The following is a 17,977-nucleotide window of genomic DNA, read 5'->3' as shown; positions in this document are numbered from 1 at the left end:
GGTCGACCTCCGACAGTTTCGGAGCCCGGTCGCCGCCGTTACACCCGTTCGGCCCAGCAGATCACTCCAATTCGCCGAAGGGGCCGCACAAGCGCGCACGGAAATCCGGCTCACCGCCGACGCGATCGTAGGGGACCTATGCCGTGTGCTTCCGGAGGAAATCGTTGGTTTCCGCATCTGCCGAGTAGACGCAGACTCCCTGCATCCCGCGCGTGAAGAGCACCTTGTACGCGTTCCGGACGAGCCGATCGAACCGTTGCCCGGTTGTCCGCTGCAGTGCGGGGTCTTCCGTGCGGTCGTGTTGCGCCACCCATCGCCCGTCGCGAATCACCAGGTCCTCGCCCATGATCACGCCGGCCCAGTCGTATTCGAAGCCCTGGGCGGTGTAGACGCAGCCGACCTGATCGAAGCCCCTCGGGTCCGACGCCCAGAACGACGTGGCCGGCACGCCCGGGACCGCCACGTCCGGCCACGCGTTCCACGAACGGTGCCAGCCGCCGATCCGGACGTCGGTGGCCAGGCTGAGCTTTCCGTCCTTCTCCACCGGTGGTGTCCACTTCCAGCAGAAGCCGGCCGCGATCCGGGCGCCGGCTTCGGTGTCCCTGGTTCGCGCTCGCAGCCACGCCTCGAGCGCGTGCGGAGCATCGACCGACTCCACCACGTATTCGTCGTCGGCGTCCGCAACGAGCTCCGACCACGAAACGGGCGTCTCGTCGATCAAGCCGAGCAGGCGCTGGACCCACAGGTCGAACAACGGTGATCCGCCGCACCTGAACTGCCCGTCGAGGTCGACCTCGACGATCTGGCAGTCCATCGCCCGGGCGATGTCCAAGACGTCGCCCGGCGAGCCGATCTCACTCGGCCGGACGACCTGGTGATCATCGAGGAGGAAGACCGGTACCTTCGCCGCGTCGATCAACTCGTGGATCTGCCCGCGTAACCGCCCCCGCCAGTGATCGGGCACGTTGGCCTGCCCTCGAAGGCGGTGTGCTTCGTCGCAGATCACGACATCGAGCTCGTTCCGGCGGGCACGGGCGAAGTTGTTGAAGTACTTGAAGACGTCTTCGCCCTGTCGTTGGTTCTCGCCGAAGACCGATTGCCGCAGCGTCTCGGTCATGGCCTTCGAACCGGTCGCGTGAACCACCTTGATCCCGCGACGTGCCATCGCCGCATAGAGGCTCAGCGCGATGGCGCTCTTTCCCGTGCCCGGTCCTCCTCGAACCAGGATTACCTTCTTCCGGCCGCCCTCGTTCCCGAAAGCGCCGGCAACCGCTGCCCGGACCGCCTCGAAAGCCACCTGCTGCTCGTCCAGCAGCACGAAATCCGTGCGCGCCGAAAGCGATCCTGCTGCCGTCGTCAGCAGCGACCGCGCCGGAGCTCGCCGGGCACGGATCAATACGTCCGCGGCACCTGCGGCGACCTGAAGCGCCCCCGTCAGATCGGTGGCGAGATCACCCAGCTGATCGGCCGTGTACAGCCGGCTGTAGTCGTCGGATTCGAAGTCGTCCAGTTGCCAGTCGTCACCACGGTGGGCGTTGTGCAGGTACGCCAGGCCCTTGACGCACGAGGGCGTGCGAGCCAACGACGGGACGAAGCCCAGGAGGTGCATGCAGTACCGGCGAACCTGCTCCGCCGGGTGCAGCACCGGCTGTCCCTTCCGTCCGTTGTAACGAACCAGTCCTCGTCCGACGACCTCGGCGTCATTCCATTGCTTGAGCTCGATCAGGACATAGGAAGGCAATCCCGTTTCCGGATGAACGCCGCAAAGGAGTGCGTCAACCCGCTTCGGGCTGTACGGCAGCTGATATTCGAGGACGACCTCGAGATCACCCAAACCGCAGTCGCAGAGAAGTCGCAGCAGCGCCGGAACGCTGTTGCGCCAGGCTCCGTGCTCTCCGTGCTTCTCATCCGGCCGGTAACGAACACCGACATGTGCCGCCAGGGCCGGAACCAGTTTTCCCTCTTCGAATTCGCGCAGCAGAATCCGCGCGGCACCCTGCACCAACCCTGTCCCTCCCGACAACGTCGATACCCCTCGATCGGGCACGATCATTCGAGCGGGGACCACAGTCCGCAACCAAATCTCGTGAATCACTTCCACAATCACGTCGAAGTTACGACATTCAGCCACACGGTTACTCCGAACGGAGTAGCTATTGCCACGGTTCGTGGCGCCTGGACGACGGCGAGGGTCCCGGGCAGCGGGACCCGTTTCCACTAGGCTTGCCGACCACGGCCCGACGGGCACCGGAGAACTCCGTTGCTGCCCCCAAAACCGTACGTCGATGACGCACGCCCAGGGGGACCCATTGGCACTGATCCGCGGCAGCGCAAGTGACCTGCTCGCCGAAGCGCGTGCCGGGCATCTGCACACCCGGCTCCGGGAACAGGCGGGGTACATCACCGGTACCCGGGTGGGGATCGGTGAGGTCACCTCCTGGCAGCGCAGCCTGCCCGTCCTCCTCCAGCAGGTTGCGGACGCTGGCCTCGGCGACGTCGAAGTCCTGCTCGAGCACCAGCTGCCGCACAGCCGGCAGCGCATCGACGTCGTCCTCTGCGGCGTTCGTCCCCGGACCGCCGAGCACACCTTCGTCTTCGTCGAGCTGAAGCAGTGGTCCAAGGCCGAGCTCTACTTGGCCGAAGTGCTGAACGTGCCCGGCCTGCCCGGCCGGCACCTGCACCCGGTCGAGCAGGTGCGGGGCTACTGCCAATACTTCGTCGACCACACCCCGGCCCTGGTCGAGCGGCCTCGCGCCGTGCACGGTCTGGCCTACCTGCACAATGCGCGCCGCGCGGACGTCGCCGCGCTTCTCGACCACCGGGTCGACGACTTCGGCCGGTTGTTCACCATGGACGACAACGCGAAGCTCGTCAGCCACCTGCGCGCGCTCCTCGACCCGGCCACCGGGCGGGCCGCCGGCCTCGCGTCCGGTGACGAGTTCCTGAACTTCGAACACCGGCCGACCAAGCCGCTGCTGACGCTGGCCGCGCAGGAGATCCAGGACCGGGAACAGTTCGTCCTCCTCGACGAGCAGAAGGTCGCCTACGAGCTCGTCCTGAACGCCGTCGAACGGTCGCGCGCCGCACAGACCCGGACCGTCGTGGTGGTGGAAGGCGGTCCCGGGTCGGGGAAGAGCGTCATCGCGCTGAGCCTGCTCGGCGAGCTCGCCCGGCGGGGTCTGGCGGTTCACCACGCCACGGGTTCAAAAGCGTTCACCCAGACCATGCGGAAGTACGCCGGTCGCGGGAACCAGCGCGTCAAGGGACTGTTCAAGTACTTCAACTCCTACGTCGGCAGCCATCCCCGGGAGCTGGACGTCGTGATCTGCGACGAGGCGCACCGCATCCGGGAGAACGGGGTCAACCGGTTCACGAAGAAGGAACAGCGGGAACGGGCCGGCCGGCAGATCGACGAGCTCGTCAACGTCGCGAACGTGCCCGTCTTCCTGCTCGACGAGAACCAGATCGTGCGGCCGGGCGAGATGGGTTCGCTGACGCAGATCACCGCCGCCGCGCAAGCGCTCGGCTGCGAGGTCGAGGTGGTCCGGCTGCACGACCAGATGCGGTGCGGCGGCTCGGTCTCCTACGACACCTGGGTCGCGCGGCTGCTCGGCCTCGGGGGGACGGCCGAACCGCCGATCGCGTGGAGCAAGCTCGCCGGACCGCTCGACGAGGGCATCACCTTGGCGGGAGTGGGCTCACCGGAAGCGCTGGAGGCGTGGGTGCTCAACCAGCAGGCCGCGCACGGCGGGGTAGCCCGCCTGGCCGCCGGGTACTGCTGGCGATGGAGCGACCCGGTCGGCGAAGGCGACGAGCGGCGCCTGGTCGACGACGTCCGTATCGGCTCGTGGGAACGGCCGTGGAACGCCAAGTCCGAGGGGAAACGGGCGGTCCCAGGCGTTCCCGAATCGGACTTCTGGGCGACCGACACCCGCGGTTTCGGCCAGGTCGGCTGCATCTACACCGCCCAGGGCTTCGAATACGACTGGTCCGGAGTCATCTTCGGGCCGGACCTGGTGCGCCGCGACGGAATGTGGAGGCCTGTGCAGTCCGGCTCGAAGGACCCGGCCGTCAAGCGCGCCGCCGAACCGCACTTCGGCGCGCTGATCAAGAACACCTACAAGGTTCTGCTCACCCGGGGCATGCGGGGTACAGCCGTCTACTCGACGGACCCCGAGACCCAGGCCTTCCTCGAGGAGATGACGAGCTAGGAGAGCACCTCGAGACCGTCGGCCACTACGACGCCGTTGTGGAGCACCGTGCGGTCCTTACCCCGGTCCATCACCGCGCTCGTCGGGGTCTCCCCATCCACGAGGACCAGATCCGCCCGGTCACCCACCGCCAAACCCGGGCGATCCGCAATACCGGACAGCCGGGGCACGGCGTGGCTCATGATCGACGCCCCACCCATCGTCGCCACCGCAAGACACAGCTCGACATGCGAATCGAGGCGGAAGCCGCGCGTGAACGCCAGCTGCCACGTCCGGTCCAGCATGTCGCAGTTGCCGTACGGGCTCCAGTAATCCCGCTGGCCGTCCTCGCCGAGGCCCACCCGGACTCCCTCGGACACCAGATCCAGCAACGACAGCTGCCCCGCCGCGGACGGCGCCACCGTGGTCATCGCGATGTCCAACGTCGCGAAGTCCTCGATCACCCTGCGGCTCACCGACTCCGAGATCGAGCCCAGGTCGTACGCGTGGGACATCGTCACCCTGCCGCGCATGTCCAGGGCGCGGACTCGCTCGATCACCAGGTCCGTTGAAAACAAACCCAGGTGGCCCGGCTCGTGCAGGTGGATGTCGATCTCCGCCTGGTGCTTCTCCGCCAGGGCGAACACCGCGTCCAAATGCCCCTTCGGGTCGCGGTCCAGGGTGCACGGGTCGATGCCGCCGATCACCGTTGCTCCTGCGCGCATTGCCGCGTCCAGGAGCTCCAACGTGCCTCGCTCGCGCAGGATGCCCGCCTGGGCGAACGCCATCACCTGGACCTCGGCCTGGGTGGCGAACTTCTCGCGCGCCGCCAGGACCGCGTCGAGCTTCTCCAGGCGGCAGTCCACGTCCACCTGCGCGTAACTGCGGACCCGGGTGGTGCCGAAAGCGATCATGCGCGAGAGGGTTTCGGCCACCCGCTCCGGCAGCGGGACCTCGGCGGAACGCCAGTTGTCACGGTCGTTCGTCATCATCGCCACCACGCCCGGGCCGCCCGTGTGGGGGCGGAACGGGAGGCCGATGCGCGTCGAATCGAGGTGGACGTGGACGTCGCTGAACGCCGGGAACAGCAGGCGGCCGCGGCCCTCGAGCGACGCCGGCGCGCCGGGCGAGTGAGGCCGGATCGAAGCGATCCGGTCGCCGTCCAGCAGGACGTCGCTGCGGGGGCCGCCCCAGGGGCGGACGTCACTGATCAGCACCGGGGCCACGTTACTTGCCCAGCGCGTCCACGCCGGCCTGGGCGAACGACTCGTCCTGCGCACCCGACGGCGCGCCCGCGACGCCCACCGCCGCGATCGGGGTGGAGCCCGCCGCGAACGGCACCGCGCCCGCCAGGAACAGCGTGCCGTCGATGTCCTTCAGCGTCGGGTTCTGCTGCAGGCGGCCGACCAGCTCCGACGTCTTCGCGTTCCACGAGACCGCCGTGAACGCCTTCTGCTGCGCCGAGCCGTAGGACTGCGGGCCCGCGCCGTCGCCGCGCAGCGTCAGGACGGTGTTGCCGTCGCGGTCCACCACCGCCACCGACACGTGCTGGCCCGCCTTCGTGGCCGCGTCCAGCGCCGCCTGGGCCGCCTTCTGCGCGGCGGCGATCGTCAGGTGCGACGTCTGCACGAGGTTCCGGGCCGGCGCGGGAGCCGCGACGGCCGGGGCCGCCACCGCCGAAACGGCGGCGAGACCGGCGGCAACGGCGGCGATCCGGGTGCGGGTCGAGATCATGGTGCGCTCCTTGGCGTCGTGGGGTTCGATGGCTCCAGCTTCACCCCGCGACCAGGTCGTTCCGGTCATCGTCCCGGCCGACACCGAGGTCATCCGATCGGCTGATGCGCGGGCCGGAAGCCCGGTTGACGCTGGTGCCGAGAGAGGAGGAAACCGGCATGACGACCGACGCGCGCTGGCTCGCCGCGGCCATGCACTCGGCCTTCTTCCTGCTGGTGCTCGGCTCCGCGGTCCGCTTCCTGACGCGGCACGAAGGCACCGCGCTGGCGCCGTGGGTGATCGCGCTGACCGCGGCGCTCGTCCTCGCCTACAGCACGGGCCTGCTGCTGAAACCCGGTCTGGCCTGGCTGCTCGTGGTCCTGCTCTTCTGGGTCGTCCTGGTGGTGCTCGCGCCCAGCTTCGCCTGGTCGGCGATCCCGCTCTTCGTCACCGGCCTGCGCACCCTGCCGACCGGCCCGGCCCTCGCGCTGGTCGCCGTGGTCACCGCGCTCGTGGTCGTCTCGCAGAACCGGCTGTCCGACGGCTTCGACCCGAACCTGACCGTCGTTCCGATCGCCATCGCCGTGGTCACCGCGGCGGTGATCACCTTCATGCGGCGGCAGGCCGAGCGGCTGCGCGAGTCCGAACGGCAGGCCGGCGTGCTGGCCGAGCGGCACCGGGTGTCCCGGGAGATCCACGACGCTCTCGCGCAGGGCCTGTCCAGCCAGGCGATGCTGCTGCAGGCCGCCGACCAGGCCTGGGACCGGCCCGAGCTGGCCCGTGAACACCTGCGGTCCGCGCAGCGCGTCGGCGTCGGGAACCTTTCGGAAGCACGCCGGCTCGTGCAGGACCTGGCGCCCGCCGACCTCGCCGACGCCACCCTCGAAGAGGCGCTCCACGCCGTGGCCGGGCGGCAGGCCGAGCTGCCGGTCGAGGTGCGGGTCGACGGAACCGGGCGGCCGCTGCCCGAGCGCGTCGAGTCCGCGCTGGTCCGGATCGCCCAGGGCGCGCTCGCCAACGCCCTCGAGCACGCCGGCGCCGGCCGCGCCGTCCTCACCCTCACCTACCTCGACGACCAGGTCGTGCTCGACGTCGCCGACGACGGCCGGGGGTTCCACCTGACGGAAAACGACCCGGGCGAACGCGGTCACGGACTCCCGGCCATGCGAGCCAGGGCGCAGCAGCTCGGCGGCCGGCTCACCGTCGAATCCGCCCCCGGCCAGGGCACCGTGATCTCGGCCGCGATCCCGTTGGAGACTGCCCCATGAGCATTCGTGTCCTGGTCTGCGACGACCACGCCGTCGTCCGCGCCGGGCTGCGCGCCCTCCTGGCGGGCGCGGACGGCATCGAGGTCGTCGCGGAGACAGCGACCGGGGAGGAAGCCGTCGCGACCGCGGCCACCACGCACCCGGACGTCGTGCTGATGGATCTGCAGCTCGGCGCCGGCATCGACGGGATCGAGGCGACCCGGCGGATCCGCACCGGTCCCGGCACGCCCCGGATCCTCGTGCTGACCACCTACGACACCGACGCGGACATCACCCGCGCCATCGCGGCCGGCGCCACCGGGTACCTGCTCAAGGCCGGGTCCGCCCACGAGCTGTACGCCGCGATCGAGGCCGCGGCGGCCGGGCGCACCGCGGTGTCGCCGCCGGTCGCCGACCGGATGATGGCGCAGCTGCGCACCCCGCGGCCCGCGCTCACCGATCGTGAGCGCGACATCCTGCGGCAGCTCGCGCAGGGCCTGGGCAACCGCGAGATCGCCCGCGCGCTGTTCATCAGCGAGGCGACGGTCAAGACCCACCTGAGCCGGATCTACGGCAAGCTCGCCGTCGACACCCGGTCCGGCGCGGTCGCGGTGGCCAAGGAACAACGGCTGCTGGACTGATCACGCCCACCGCGCGCCGTAGGCCATCCCCGGTGTGAGGTGCTGGAACCGCAGGTGCACCTCCCCCGCCGGGTCGACGTCGTGACGGCGTCCGCGATAACCCGAGTCGGACACGTCGCGCTGGAACGCCCCGTCCAGCGCCCACACCTCCCGCGGGCGCTCGGGGCCGAACCGGACCCGCAGGTCGAACACGTCACACGCGTGCCGCGGCACCGACACCATGTACGGCCGCAGGGACGGCGGCTGGAACAGGATCGCCACCTCCCACGACTCGCCGCGTGACAGCGGCCGAGGCAGCTCCAGGCCGTAGCCCCACCGGTCGGTCGCCTCCATGCCGCGGTCCACCAGCGTGCCGCCGTAGAGCACCGTGACCTCCAGGTCCGCACGCCCGGCGGGGAGGGAGATCGCGAGGTCGAGCGACCGGAGGCCGTCCTGGTCCGCGACGATCTTGCGTTGCTCCAGTACCGACGGCCGCGGCTGGTCGAGCACCATCGCCACCGCCAGCGACGTCGTGTGCCAGCGGTCGGCCGGCACAACGACCGGGGCCTCCGGTGATCCCGCCGCCAGCTCGGCCAGCAGGTCGATCGCTTCGTCGACGCGCCGGCGGACCGTGCGCGGGTCGCGGTCGACGCGGCGCGCGGCCCAGCGGACGCGGTCCTGGTACAGCGGCTGGTTGGCCTCCGCGGCGATCGCGAAGGCCGCCAACGCCGCCAGGCGCAGGTCCTCCGGCAGGTGCGCGGCCAGCTCGGACAGCCGGCCCGCCACCTTGTTCCGGATCGCCACCAGGCCGTCTTCCTCCGAAACCGAGCACGCCGTGCGGAGACCCGGGCCCACCCGTTCCTCGATCCGGCCCTGCAGGCCACGCCCTTTGCGGAGGGTCTTCAGCTCCTGAACCAGCTCAGAACGCTCCACGATGGTCTCCTTCAGTGCGTTTCCATGACGTCTCCTCTCCGCGCAGGGTGCGTTCGGCCGGTGGACGGGAAGTGGACAGAACGTGCATCACCGACGCGATCAGCGCGGTTCCCATGCGGACGCCGTCGCGGCCGAGGTAGGTGCGGTAGGTGCCGATGCGGCCGAGCGCGTCCTCGTCCGCGTCGCCGACGCCGAACGCGACCACGTGCGGGCGGCGCGCCCACGCCGGGTCGTCGAGCGTCGCGAACGCCGCCGGCCAGGTCACCGGGTCGGTCGGCTGGCCGTCGGACAGGAAGAACACGACCGGGCGGCGCACCCGCATCCGGTGCTTCTCCAGCGCGCCGACGTCGCCGTCGATGACCTCGCGCAGGAACGTGAACGCCGGTCCGAAGTTGGTGCCGGCGCACGCGCGGGGCGCGGGGAGCTCGGCGAGGTCGTCCATCGGCAGCAGCGACTGGACCACGTGCGGCGTCTCCCCGAAGCCGACCACGCTGCAGAGGACCCGGCCGGTGACCGACGCGTCGGCGTGCACCGCGCCGCGGAACTCCCGCAGCCCGGTGTTCAGCTCGTCGATGTGGTCGGCCATCGAAAGCGACACATCACAAGCGACGTAGCACGGCAACACATCGGACCCCATTCCGGTTTCTCCTTCACGCCCCTGGTTCACCGGTGCAGGGTGGCAAGCCGGTGTGTATCGAACGTGGAAGAAATGCGGATTTTCGAAACCCTTACGGCCGATTGCGCGATGTCAATCACGGACAGCAAGCTGACGGCCGGGGAGGCTGCGTGGAGTTTCGGATGCTCGGCCCGCTGGAGGCGTGGCACGACGGCGTCCCGGTGCCGCTGGGCGACCAGCAGCAGCGGTTCGTCCTCGTCGTGCTGCTCCTGAACGCGAACAAGCCGGTGTCGACCGCGCGGCTCACCGAGATCGTCTGGACCGGCCGGGAAACCAAGCCGACCCTGGTGCGCGGCTACATCAAACGCTTGCGCGACGTCGTCCAGGACACCGACGTCACCATCGAGACCACGCCCACCGGGTATCTGCTGCGCATCGGCGACGCCCAGCTCGACACCATCCGGTTCGCGCGGCTCCGCGCCGAAGCCGGGCGCACCGACGACCCGCGCCGGAAGATCGAGCTCCTGAGGGAAGCCGTCGGCCTGTGGCGCGGGACCTTCCTCGAGGACATCGACATCGACCGCGTCGGCGGCCCGGAGGTCGTCTTCCCCGAGGAGAGCCTGCCCGACGCCGTCGGTGACCTCGCCGAGCTGGAGCTGGAAACCGGTGACCACCGCTCGGCGCGTGACCGGCTGCGGCCGCTCGTCCGCTCGGACCCGGCCGGGCAGAAGCACGCCGAACTGCTCATGCGCGCCCTGGTCGCCGGCGGTGACCGGGTCGGCGCGCTGCGCGTCTTCAACGGCACCCGCGACGCCCTCGCCGAGCTGCGGATGGAGCCGGGTCCGGTGCTGCGCAACCTCGCCGCGCGGGCCGAGCACGGCGAGCCGCCGAGCTCACTGCCGTCGCGGCCCGGCGGGTTCACCGGCCGCGCCGCCGAGCTCGCCGCGATCGAGACGGCCGCGGCGACCGGGCGCCGCGCGGTCTGGGTCAGCGGCGCCCCCGGCGTCGGCAAGTCCGGGCTGGCGATCGAGGCCGCCCACCGCCTGCGCGACCGGTTCCCCGACGGCCAGCTCCTCGCCCGCCTGAACGGCTTCACGCCGGGAGTGGCCCAGACGAGCGTCGGCGACGCGCTCACCGAACTGCTCGTCGAGCTCGGCGTGCCGGCCGAGCAGATCCCGGCCACCGTCGGCCGGAAGGCCACGCTCTACCAGACGACGTTGTGGGGCACGCGCACGATGATCGTGCTGGACAACGCCGCGACACCCGAGCAGATCCGGCCGCTGCTGCCCGAGGCGGACGGCTGCCTCGCCGTCGTCACCAGCCGCCGGATGGGCGACGCCGACACCGGCGACTCCGTCCGGCTTTCCCCGCTGTCCCCGGAAGAAGCCGTCGACCTGTTCCACGCGCTGACCGAGCCGCAGCGAGTGCGCGGCCGGGCGGCCGCGGTCGCCGAGGTCGTCAAGCGGTGCGGGTACCTGCCGATGCCGATCCGGGTGGCGGCCGCGCTGTTCCGGCGGCACGGCGGGTGGCCGCTGGAGCACCTGCTCCACCTGCTCGAAGAGAGCGGGCCGTGGGGCGAGGACGACGGCATCGCCGCCGTGCGGGTGTCGTTCCAGCAGCTCGGGGAGCCGCAGCGCGTGATGTTCCGGCTGCTCGGCAGCCTGCCGGGGCCGGACGTCGACGTCACCGGCGGCGCGGCCCTCGCGGGCTGCGACGTCGGTGAGGCCCGGTCGCTACTCGACGACCTGCACGAGGTCAGCCTCCTGGAGGAGGCCGCGCCCGAGCGGTACCTGATGCTCGACCCGCTCAAGGAGTTCGCCGGCCGGGAGCCGGCGTCCCGGCAGGCGCTGGTGCGGCTCCTCGACTTCTACCTGGTCACGCTGGCGGCCGCGGTCGGCGCCGCCTATCCGTTCGACCGGGCTCAGCTCCCGGAGACGGACCGGACTTCCCCGGTGACGCCGGTGTTCGCCGACCCCGCCGCGGGGCTGCGGTGGATCGTCGCCGAGCGCGACAACCTCGTCGCCGCGATCCGGTACGCCGCCAAGCACGAGCTGCCCGAGCACACCTGGCGGCTGGCGGTGCTGCTGTGGCGGTACTTCAACACGACGAACCAGTTCGAGGACTGGATCGGCACGCTCGAGCTCGCGTGGGAGACCGTCGCCGCCGACGCGGGCAACAACTACGGCCAGGCACACGTGCTGCTGCGGCTGGCGACCGCGAACGACCGGCGCGGGCAGCTGTCCGAAGCGCTCGAACTCGCGGCCCAGGCCCTTCCGAAGTGGCGCCGCCTCGGTGACGTCCGGGGCGAGGCGGCGACGCTGTGCGCGCTCGCCATCCCGACGATGGAGCTGGGCCGCCACGACCAGGCGATGGCCCACCTCGAGGCCGCGCGCGAGAAGTACGAGCAGACCGAGGACCGGCGGGGCGAGGCCCACGCGTTGAGCATGCTCGGGTACCTCAACGAGCAGCACGGCAACTTCGCCGTCGCGCTGGAGCAAAACGCGGCGGCCGCGCGGATGCTGCGCGAGGTCGGGCACATCCAGGGCGTCGCGCACGCGCTGAACAACCTCGGTGCCGCGCAGGAGAAACTGGGGTTGCTCACGGAGGCACTGGCCAGCTACACGGAGGCACACGGCCACGCGGCCGAGGTCGGCGACCACTGCGTCGAGGCGTACGCGCTCAACAACATCGGCAACGTCCACCGCCAGCAGGGCCGGTTCACGCAAGCCGTGCGCTACCACGACAAGGCCCGCGAGGTGGCGGCGAACGTGCCCGACGCCGACCTGCGCACCCAGCTCTACCTCGACCGCGGCGCAACGGCCTTCGCCCAGGGCGCGCATCGGGACGCGCTCAGCGCCGGCAAGTCGGCGCTGGACCTGGCCGCGGGCCATGGGAACCGCGCTTATGAGGCTCGCGCGCACCACGACGTCGCGAAGACGTTGCATGCGATGGGTGCGCACGAAAAAGCCGTGGCGCACTGGAAAGCCGCCGAGGAGGGGTTCGCCGAGCTCGACCTACCGGAAGCAGCGCAGACGCACGACGAACGCGCGGCGCTGGCGTGCGCCTGCGGCGGCGTCAGGGCCGACGCAGGACGCGGCTGAGTTCGGGGCGTGGTCACGATGCTCTTCGTGGCCCCGTACCGGCTCAGCCGGCCCGGCCGGCTCACGTCGGCCGCTCACGCGCTTCAGTACCGGTGCAAGACCCGGCTCAGCTCCGGATATATCTCGCGGACGGAGTGATGCCCACGCCACCGGCTGAGACACCGGCCGAGCTCTCGCAGGTCGATGCGCACCGTCGCGGAGTCGACTCGCGCCACATCGTCGATCACTCCAGTCAGTGTCCGGCAGCTTTCGTCGATCTCACCGTCGAGGGCGTGCGCGAGGGAGCGGCGGACGCCGAACCTCGCTCTGGTGCGATGGTTGGCATCGGGCACACCGGACAGCGCCGCGTCTAGCAGAGCCGCCGCTTCACCGGACCGGCCGAGATCGACCAGCGACCAGCCGCGGGCGAGCGCCAGCGGATCCGGTGCGGACGGTCCGAGTGCCGGGTAATCGGCATCGTCCGCGGTCGGCGAGTACAACGGTCCGGCCGCTCTGTCGAGCGCGCGTTCGAAGGCATCGTGGTCACCGGCGAGCGCGTGCCCCTGAGCCTCCCGTCGCACCGCCAAGCCGAACGTCCGCGTTCCGGGCCGCCCTCGGCGCTGTGCCTGCCGGGCCAGGTCAATCGTCGCGATCGGGTCCTGCCGGTACAGCGCCAGCCCGGCCTCCCGGCTGAACGCATAACCCGCGATTTCCTGGTCCCCGCCGGCACGGGCCAGTTCCGAAGCGTGCTTCGTCCACTTCAGGGCGTCCTGCTCGCTCCCGGCCTCTTGACTTTGCCAGCCGGTGTATTCGGCCATCCGGGCGGCAAGCAGCAGCAGCCGCGACCGGATGGGTTCGGAGTTCCCTCTGGCCAGCGCATGCACGGTGTGCGTCTGTGTCACCAGGGACTCCAGGATCACCGCGGGGCTGGTCTGCATGCCGAGGGTGCGCAGGTGCTCGAAGGACGCGCGCAGCCCGGTGACGACGTGGTCGTCGAGGATCGGTCTCGGGCCGCCGGACAGCGCGATGCCGAGCACCGCCCCGCCCGCGCCGGCGAGCATCTGGCGGCGGTCCAGCGTGTTGGCGGCCCGGCTCCGCGCGAGCGCCTCCTGCGCCGAGTCGACGAGCGCGCCGCCGGCGTCCAGCACGCGGTCGCAGAGCCGGGCCAGCGTCGCGTTCGGCGGCTTGAGGTCGTTTTCGATCTTGCTGATGTAACTCTTGCTGTAGTTGACCCGCCTGGCCAGTTCCCCCATCGAGATCCCGGCCGAAGCCCGGCATTCCCGCAACTGCGCGCCGAATGTCCCGGCCATGCGGACCTCCATTCCTGCCACCTCCGAGTACACCATTTTAGTGCCTTCCACGCAATTACCGGACCGGCCGTGAACCCGGCACGGCCGGCCCGGTGACGCATCAGCCGTGCCAGGGGTTGCCGTTGGTGCCCGCCGGGGGCGGCGTGCTGGTGGTGGGCGGCGGCGGGGTGCCGCCGTCGCCGTCCGCGTACGCCGAGGTCGCGCCGATCACCGGGGCCGCCGCGAGGATGCAGAGGGCGAGGATCGGACCACCGATTTTGGCCAGCTTTTTGGACATGGCGAATCCTCCTTGGAGAGGGTGATTGTTCAGGGCTTTCGCGGTATTTCCGCGCCCTGCAACCAGGATTCGTCATGCGCTATTCGACAACAAGGAGTTGACCGTTTCCCGCTGTGGCGGGAAACGGTCAACGCACGAAGAAGGCCGCGTTCCCCCTCGGAACGCGGCCTTCTCCGTCAGCGACCGTCGCGGGCCCGGTCGAGTACCTCTTCCAGGCGCAACGGGCTGGGTGGGTGGTGGCTCAGGCACAGCGGGGCCCGCATGATGCGGAACCCGAAGGTCTCGCCGGTGACGTAGAACTGCCCGCGTTCCAGCCGCGAGATGTCCCCGACGGTGCTGCCCTTGGCCCTCGCCATCTCGTTCGCCGCGGCGACCTGGGCCGGGCTGTTCAGCCGGCCGAAGAACTGCGTCGTCGCGTTGCCGGTGACCTGGTTGTGCAGGCCTTTCGGCGCCTGGGTCGCGAGCAGCAGGCCGAGCCCGTACTTGCGGGCCTGCGACGCGAGCAGGATGGTGCTCTGGGTGCTGGCCGTCCGGCTCCCGGACGGGGCGATCGTCTGGGCCTCGTCCATGACGAACAGCCCGCCGAGCGGCCGGTCGGCCGCGGGGTGGCGCTTGATCCAGGCGAACACCTCCAGCTGCAGCTGGCTGACGAACCCCTGCCGCTGCTCTTCGGACGCCAACCCGACAAAGCTGACGACCGAGATCCGCGCCCGTTTGCCGGGCGACGGCGTCAGCAGCACGGCGGGATCGGCCGGTTCACCGCTCCCGCCGAGCAGCGGATCGTTGACCATCGCGGCCCGCAACGTCTCGGCCAGGTCGGCGGCGGTCTTCGTGCCGGTGGCGAGCTTGCTGACCCCGACGGGCAGGTCGGCGAGCAGGTCGACGAACCCGGACAGGCTGCGCGACTCCTCCTGCGCGAAGTGCGTGAGCGCCTCGCGGAGGACGGCCTGCCCACGAAGGGCGCCTTTGGTGCTGCCACTCAGCCGGGCGTGCGGCACGAGCCGCGCCACAGCCGCCTCGACAGCGGCGGTGAACTCGTCTTCGTCGTCCCGAACGCCGGCGAAGTCCGGCAGGGGGTGGAAACTGAGCGGCCGCCCCCCGGCGCGTCCGGGCGTCCAGATGACAACTTCGGTGTGAGCGAGGTAGTCGGCGGCACTGTCGGCGTCCCCGGCCCGCCACCCGTCGGGTGCCTGCGGCCAGGCATCCCCGAGCCGCGCGAGGTCGTTGTTCGGATCCAGCACGATGGCGGAGACCCCGTGGAGCGCGCACTCCTCGATGATCCTGCGGAGGAGGACGGTTTTGCCGGTGCCGGAACCGGCGAAGATCACAGCATGCTTGCGGAGGGACTCGAGCTCGATGCGGATCTCACCGTCGAGGCCGAGGGTGAAAGCGTTCTCCTGATGTGCCACCGGTTCCGGCTGCGACTGCCGCCTCGCAGCGGGCTCCTGCTCGGTCGCCTTCGGAGCTTGTACTTTCGGCGATTCCGGTGGAGGGCGGGTCTCCCGCTGGTTGCCACCCGGCTGCCCTGCGTCCGGGAGGATCTTCCGCAGCAGTCCCGTCTTGCTTGCCGGTTTGCGGGACACGAGCCAGTTCAGCAGCTCATAACTCTGGTGGGTGAGCATCTGACTCAGAGCCCAGAACGTCCGAAGGTCGTCCTTGCTGATCGTCACCTGGAGGCTGCCAAGGTTTTCCAGTCGGCGGAGCTCATTCTTGGTTACACCGCCTCCCCACCCCCGTGGTCCATCACGGATCACCACCAGGTGCCGGTTGTGGGTCCCTTCCTTCACTCCGGACGCGGACTTGGCTCCGCGCAACTTGCGCAGCACGATGTTTCCGTGCTGCGATGCGATGGCACGGAACACCCACTGTTCCCAGACGTCCCGCTTCTCATTGACGGTCCGGCGCAACCCGGCATGAAGGTCACCGGTATCGTCCGTTGCTTCCGTCCCCCAAGACCGGTCGTCATTGCCGACTTCGGTAATCCACGACTTCAAGGCAGCCTGGACCAGGCCCGGCATGACTACATCCACCGAGTGTTTGTTCATCGCCGAGTCGACATCGGCTCGTTTGCGCAGTTCGGAAAAACGGCGATCGAATTCGCTGTAATACTCTGCCTCGGAATCGAGATCCTGCGGCACCTCGACGACGACCTCGCCCGGTTCCTCGTCGAATGACGGCAGCTCGCGGATCCTGCCATACAGGCACACTTCGGCGTGTTGCTGCACACGCCGAAGCAGCTGACGTGGCGTATACGCACTCCAGGACGCAGCATCGAACGCCCCGACCGCAATTGGCCAGACAGGGTGTGGCGGCTCGAAATCGATGCTCAAGTAGACCATGCTCAGCCACTTCTGGACCACCGCACGGCCGAGCCGGGCGTCGAAGATGGCTCCCAGATTCAGCGTTCCGGTGAACCGGTCGTCGAACGAGTCGGGCGCATTCTCTCCCAGCAGGTTCCACGTGGCGGGCAGGCATGCCACAATCGTCAGCGTCCGTCGGGATATCTCCCGCAGTTGCATCAGACCGTCCGCGATCTTGGCCAGCTCATCGATCGTTCTTGCCGTCGGTTCACCGTTGGGAATCAACGAGTCCAGCTGGTCGACCGCCGCAACACTAGGACCGGTGAGCGCGAGCAGCTGCGAAATCTCCCTCACCAGGTCGCGCGGATCCTTCGAAACACCGGGCAGGCCCCAATACTTGCGTTCCCGTTTCTTGTCTTCACTCACCAGGCCCGACAGGTAGTCCTTACCTGTGGCTGCCTGGTCGATATCGGCGGAAGCGTACAGAACGAGGGCACGAATAGTATCGCTGCACTCGACGGCAATCTGCGGTTCTACGGCACGGACGGCACCAAGGAACCCGTTGACGTCCTCCACGGTGAGGGGTGCCTGCCCGGCAACCGCCTTGGCCACCGGCTCGGCTACCCCGGCTCGGTCGCACAACCGCTGCAGCAGTTTGGCCAACTGGCGCTCACCATCGTCGCCTGTACGCCACAGTTCACTCCGTATGGCGCGCAGAACGTCAGACCAGAAGGCTCCACCGGTCGTGATGTCGATCAAGAAGAAGTAGCCGCTCTCCTGCTGCACGAACCGCCGCACCCGGCCGAGCAAGTGGGTCTTGCCGACTCCCTTCTCTCCCTGCAGGGCGAGGCCGATGGGATTCGAGCCACGACTGTTCTTCACGTCTCGGATGCCCGCGCGAATCCGGTTCTCGGCGAGGGTATGCAACCCCTCGACGTGAAAAGGTGAAGAACCCCAAACGTCGTCCGGCGTTTCCGCGGAGTTGAACCGAACCGCCGCGAGTGCTTGCCGAAGCTGTTCTTCGGTCATGACTCCCCGATCGCCATCAAGTGCTTGTCTTCCCGGCCGATCCGGATCGCGGCGGCACGGTCCGCATCGGTGAGGCCACGGCGATTCGATTCCGGCGCGAATTGGGCGTCGCCGGTCTTCATGAGTTCCAGCAGCTTCTTGTCCACCTCGGAGCGGTCGGCGCCGTCGAGCCGGTCGCGGAGCAGGGTCAGGCGAACGAACTGCTGGGGCCTGTTCGCGAGCTTCCGATAGGCCGCACGAATCAGAGACTCCAGGTCGGCGTTCTCATCCGGTCTGAGAGGCCCGGTCCGGGTCAGCGGCCCTTCCGAAGACCCCTCACGGAGGAAGTCGACAAGGCGGATGTCCTGACGCTGAAGACGTCGAACGAGTCGCCGCAGGACTTCGAACACGACGCGAGCCAGTGGGCCACTGCGTTGCGGAGGCTCCACATCGGCGAGCTCCGACTCGCACCACACGACTCCGTCTTCCTCGATTCGGAGGTACACCCGACTGCTTTCCGTGCGAAACGCGAGCATGCCATCTGTCTTCAGGTTCTGCCGACCGGCAGGAGAGAGCCTCACCCCGTAATCGTTCACGAGTTCCGAGTTCGGCACCTCCCTGTTCAGGAAGGTCAGCGCGATGAGCGCGGCGCGTTCATTGGTTCCGTAAGTCCCTGCCATTTG

13 protein-coding genes are annotated in these 17,977 nt (G+C 69.5%); 4 read left to right on the top strand and 9 right to left on the bottom strand.

All coding sequences use genetic code 11. The features are described 5' to 3' along the window. Positions 1-136 precede the first annotated feature (136 nt). A complete protein-coding gene (locus tag ACZ63J_RS26045; protein ID WP_465400157.1) occupies positions 137-2,002 on the bottom strand; it encodes a DNA/RNA helicase domain-containing protein in 1,866 nt (621 codons plus the stop codon). Positions 2,003-2,285: 283 nt separating this feature from the next. Between ACZ63J_RS26045 and ACZ63J_RS26040 the strand changes: the two genes are divergently transcribed. Further along, complete coding sequence (locus ACZ63J_RS26040; RefSeq protein WP_465400158.1) at positions 2,286-4,211, top strand: DNA/RNA helicase domain-containing protein; 1,926 nt, start codon at positions 2,286-2,288, stop codon at positions 4,209-4,211. Here the strand turns inward: ACZ63J_RS26040 and ACZ63J_RS26035 are convergent. Further along, the gene (locus ACZ63J_RS26035) at positions 4,208-5,407 is read right to left on the bottom strand and encodes an amidohydrolase family protein (RefSeq protein ID WP_465400159.1); all 1,200 of its coding nucleotides are present in this window, start codon (positions 5,405-5,407) and stop codon (positions 4,208-4,210) included. The genes ACZ63J_RS26040 and ACZ63J_RS26035 overlap by 4 nt on opposite strands. A 10-nt stretch (positions 5,408-5,417) precedes the next feature. Further along, positions 5,418-5,924 (bottom strand): GlcG/HbpS family heme-binding protein, encoded by a 507-nt coding sequence (locus ACZ63J_RS26030; protein WP_465400160.1) that lies wholly within the window; start codon positions 5,922-5,924, stop codon positions 5,418-5,420. Positions 5,925-6,082: 158 nt separating this feature from the next. On the opposite strand from ACZ63J_RS26030, the gene ACZ63J_RS26025 reads away from it, so the two are divergent. Then, positions 6,083-7,171, top strand: a complete 1,089-nt coding sequence (locus ACZ63J_RS26025; RefSeq protein ID WP_465400161.1) for a sensor histidine kinase — start codon at positions 6,083-6,085, stop codon at positions 7,169-7,171. Then, positions 7,168-7,791, top strand: coding sequence for a response regulator (locus ACZ63J_RS26020; protein ID WP_465400162.1), 624 nt, complete (start codon positions 7,168-7,170; stop codon positions 7,789-7,791). Before ACZ63J_RS26025 ends, ACZ63J_RS26020 begins: the two co-directional genes overlap by 4 nt. Here the strand turns inward: ACZ63J_RS26020 and ACZ63J_RS26015 are convergent, their stop codons facing one another. Together ACZ63J_RS26015 and ACZ63J_RS26010 are read right to left on the bottom strand one after the other, a co-directional pair. Then, positions 7,792-8,703 (bottom strand): hypothetical protein, encoded by a 912-nt coding sequence (locus tag ACZ63J_RS26015; RefSeq protein WP_465400163.1) that lies wholly within the window; start codon positions 8,701-8,703, stop codon positions 7,792-7,794. It abuts the gene before it with no gap. Next, positions 8,690-9,340: a vWA domain-containing protein gene (locus ACZ63J_RS26010; RefSeq protein WP_465302197.1), complete on the bottom strand. Its 651-nt coding sequence runs from the start codon at positions 9,338-9,340 to the stop codon at positions 8,690-8,692. Before ACZ63J_RS26010 ends, ACZ63J_RS26015 begins: the two co-directional genes overlap by 14 nt. Before the next feature lie 149 nt (positions 9,341-9,489). Between ACZ63J_RS26010 and ACZ63J_RS26005 the strand changes: the two genes are divergently transcribed. Continuing rightward, on the top strand, positions 9,490-12,420 hold the full coding sequence (locus tag ACZ63J_RS26005) for an AfsR/SARP family transcriptional regulator (protein WP_465400164.1): 2,931 nt from the start codon (positions 9,490-9,492) through the stop codon (positions 12,418-12,420). Positions 12,421-12,503: 83 nt separating this feature from the next. On the opposite strand, the gene ACZ63J_RS26000 is transcribed toward ACZ63J_RS26005, so the two are convergent. The 4 genes from ACZ63J_RS26000 to ACZ63J_RS25985 all read right to left on the bottom strand — a co-directional run bounded on the left by ACZ63J_RS26000 (position 12,504) and on the right by ACZ63J_RS25985 (position 17,974). Continuing rightward, the gene (locus tag ACZ63J_RS26000; protein ID WP_465439625.1) at positions 12,504-13,709 is read right to left on the bottom strand and encodes a helix-turn-helix domain-containing protein; all 1,206 of its coding nucleotides are present in this window, start codon (positions 13,707-13,709) and stop codon (positions 12,504-12,506) included. Positions 13,710-13,809: 100 nt separating this feature from the next. Further along, a complete protein-coding gene (locus tag ACZ63J_RS25995; protein ID WP_465302191.1) occupies positions 13,810-13,986 on the bottom strand; it encodes a hypothetical protein in 177 nt (58 codons plus the stop codon). A 176-nt stretch (positions 13,987-14,162) separates the two neighbouring features. Beyond that, complete coding sequence (locus tag ACZ63J_RS25990) at positions 14,163-17,315, bottom strand: helicase HerA domain-containing protein (RefSeq protein WP_465400166.1); 3,153 nt, start codon at positions 17,313-17,315, stop codon at positions 14,163-14,165. After that, the gene (locus tag ACZ63J_RS25985) at positions 17,312-17,974 is read right to left on the bottom strand and encodes a hypothetical protein (protein WP_465400167.1); all 663 of its coding nucleotides are present in this window, start codon (positions 17,972-17,974) and stop codon (positions 17,312-17,314) included. Before ACZ63J_RS25985 ends, ACZ63J_RS25990 begins: the two co-directional genes overlap by 4 nt. Positions 17,975-17,977: the final 3 nt, after the last annotated feature.

The sequence above is a fragment of the Amycolatopsis sp. NPDC104863 genome (assembly GCF_055582965.1).
The sequence above is the reverse complement of the archived record's forward strand: the minus strand, read 5'-3'. Positions and strand labels throughout refer to the sequence as shown.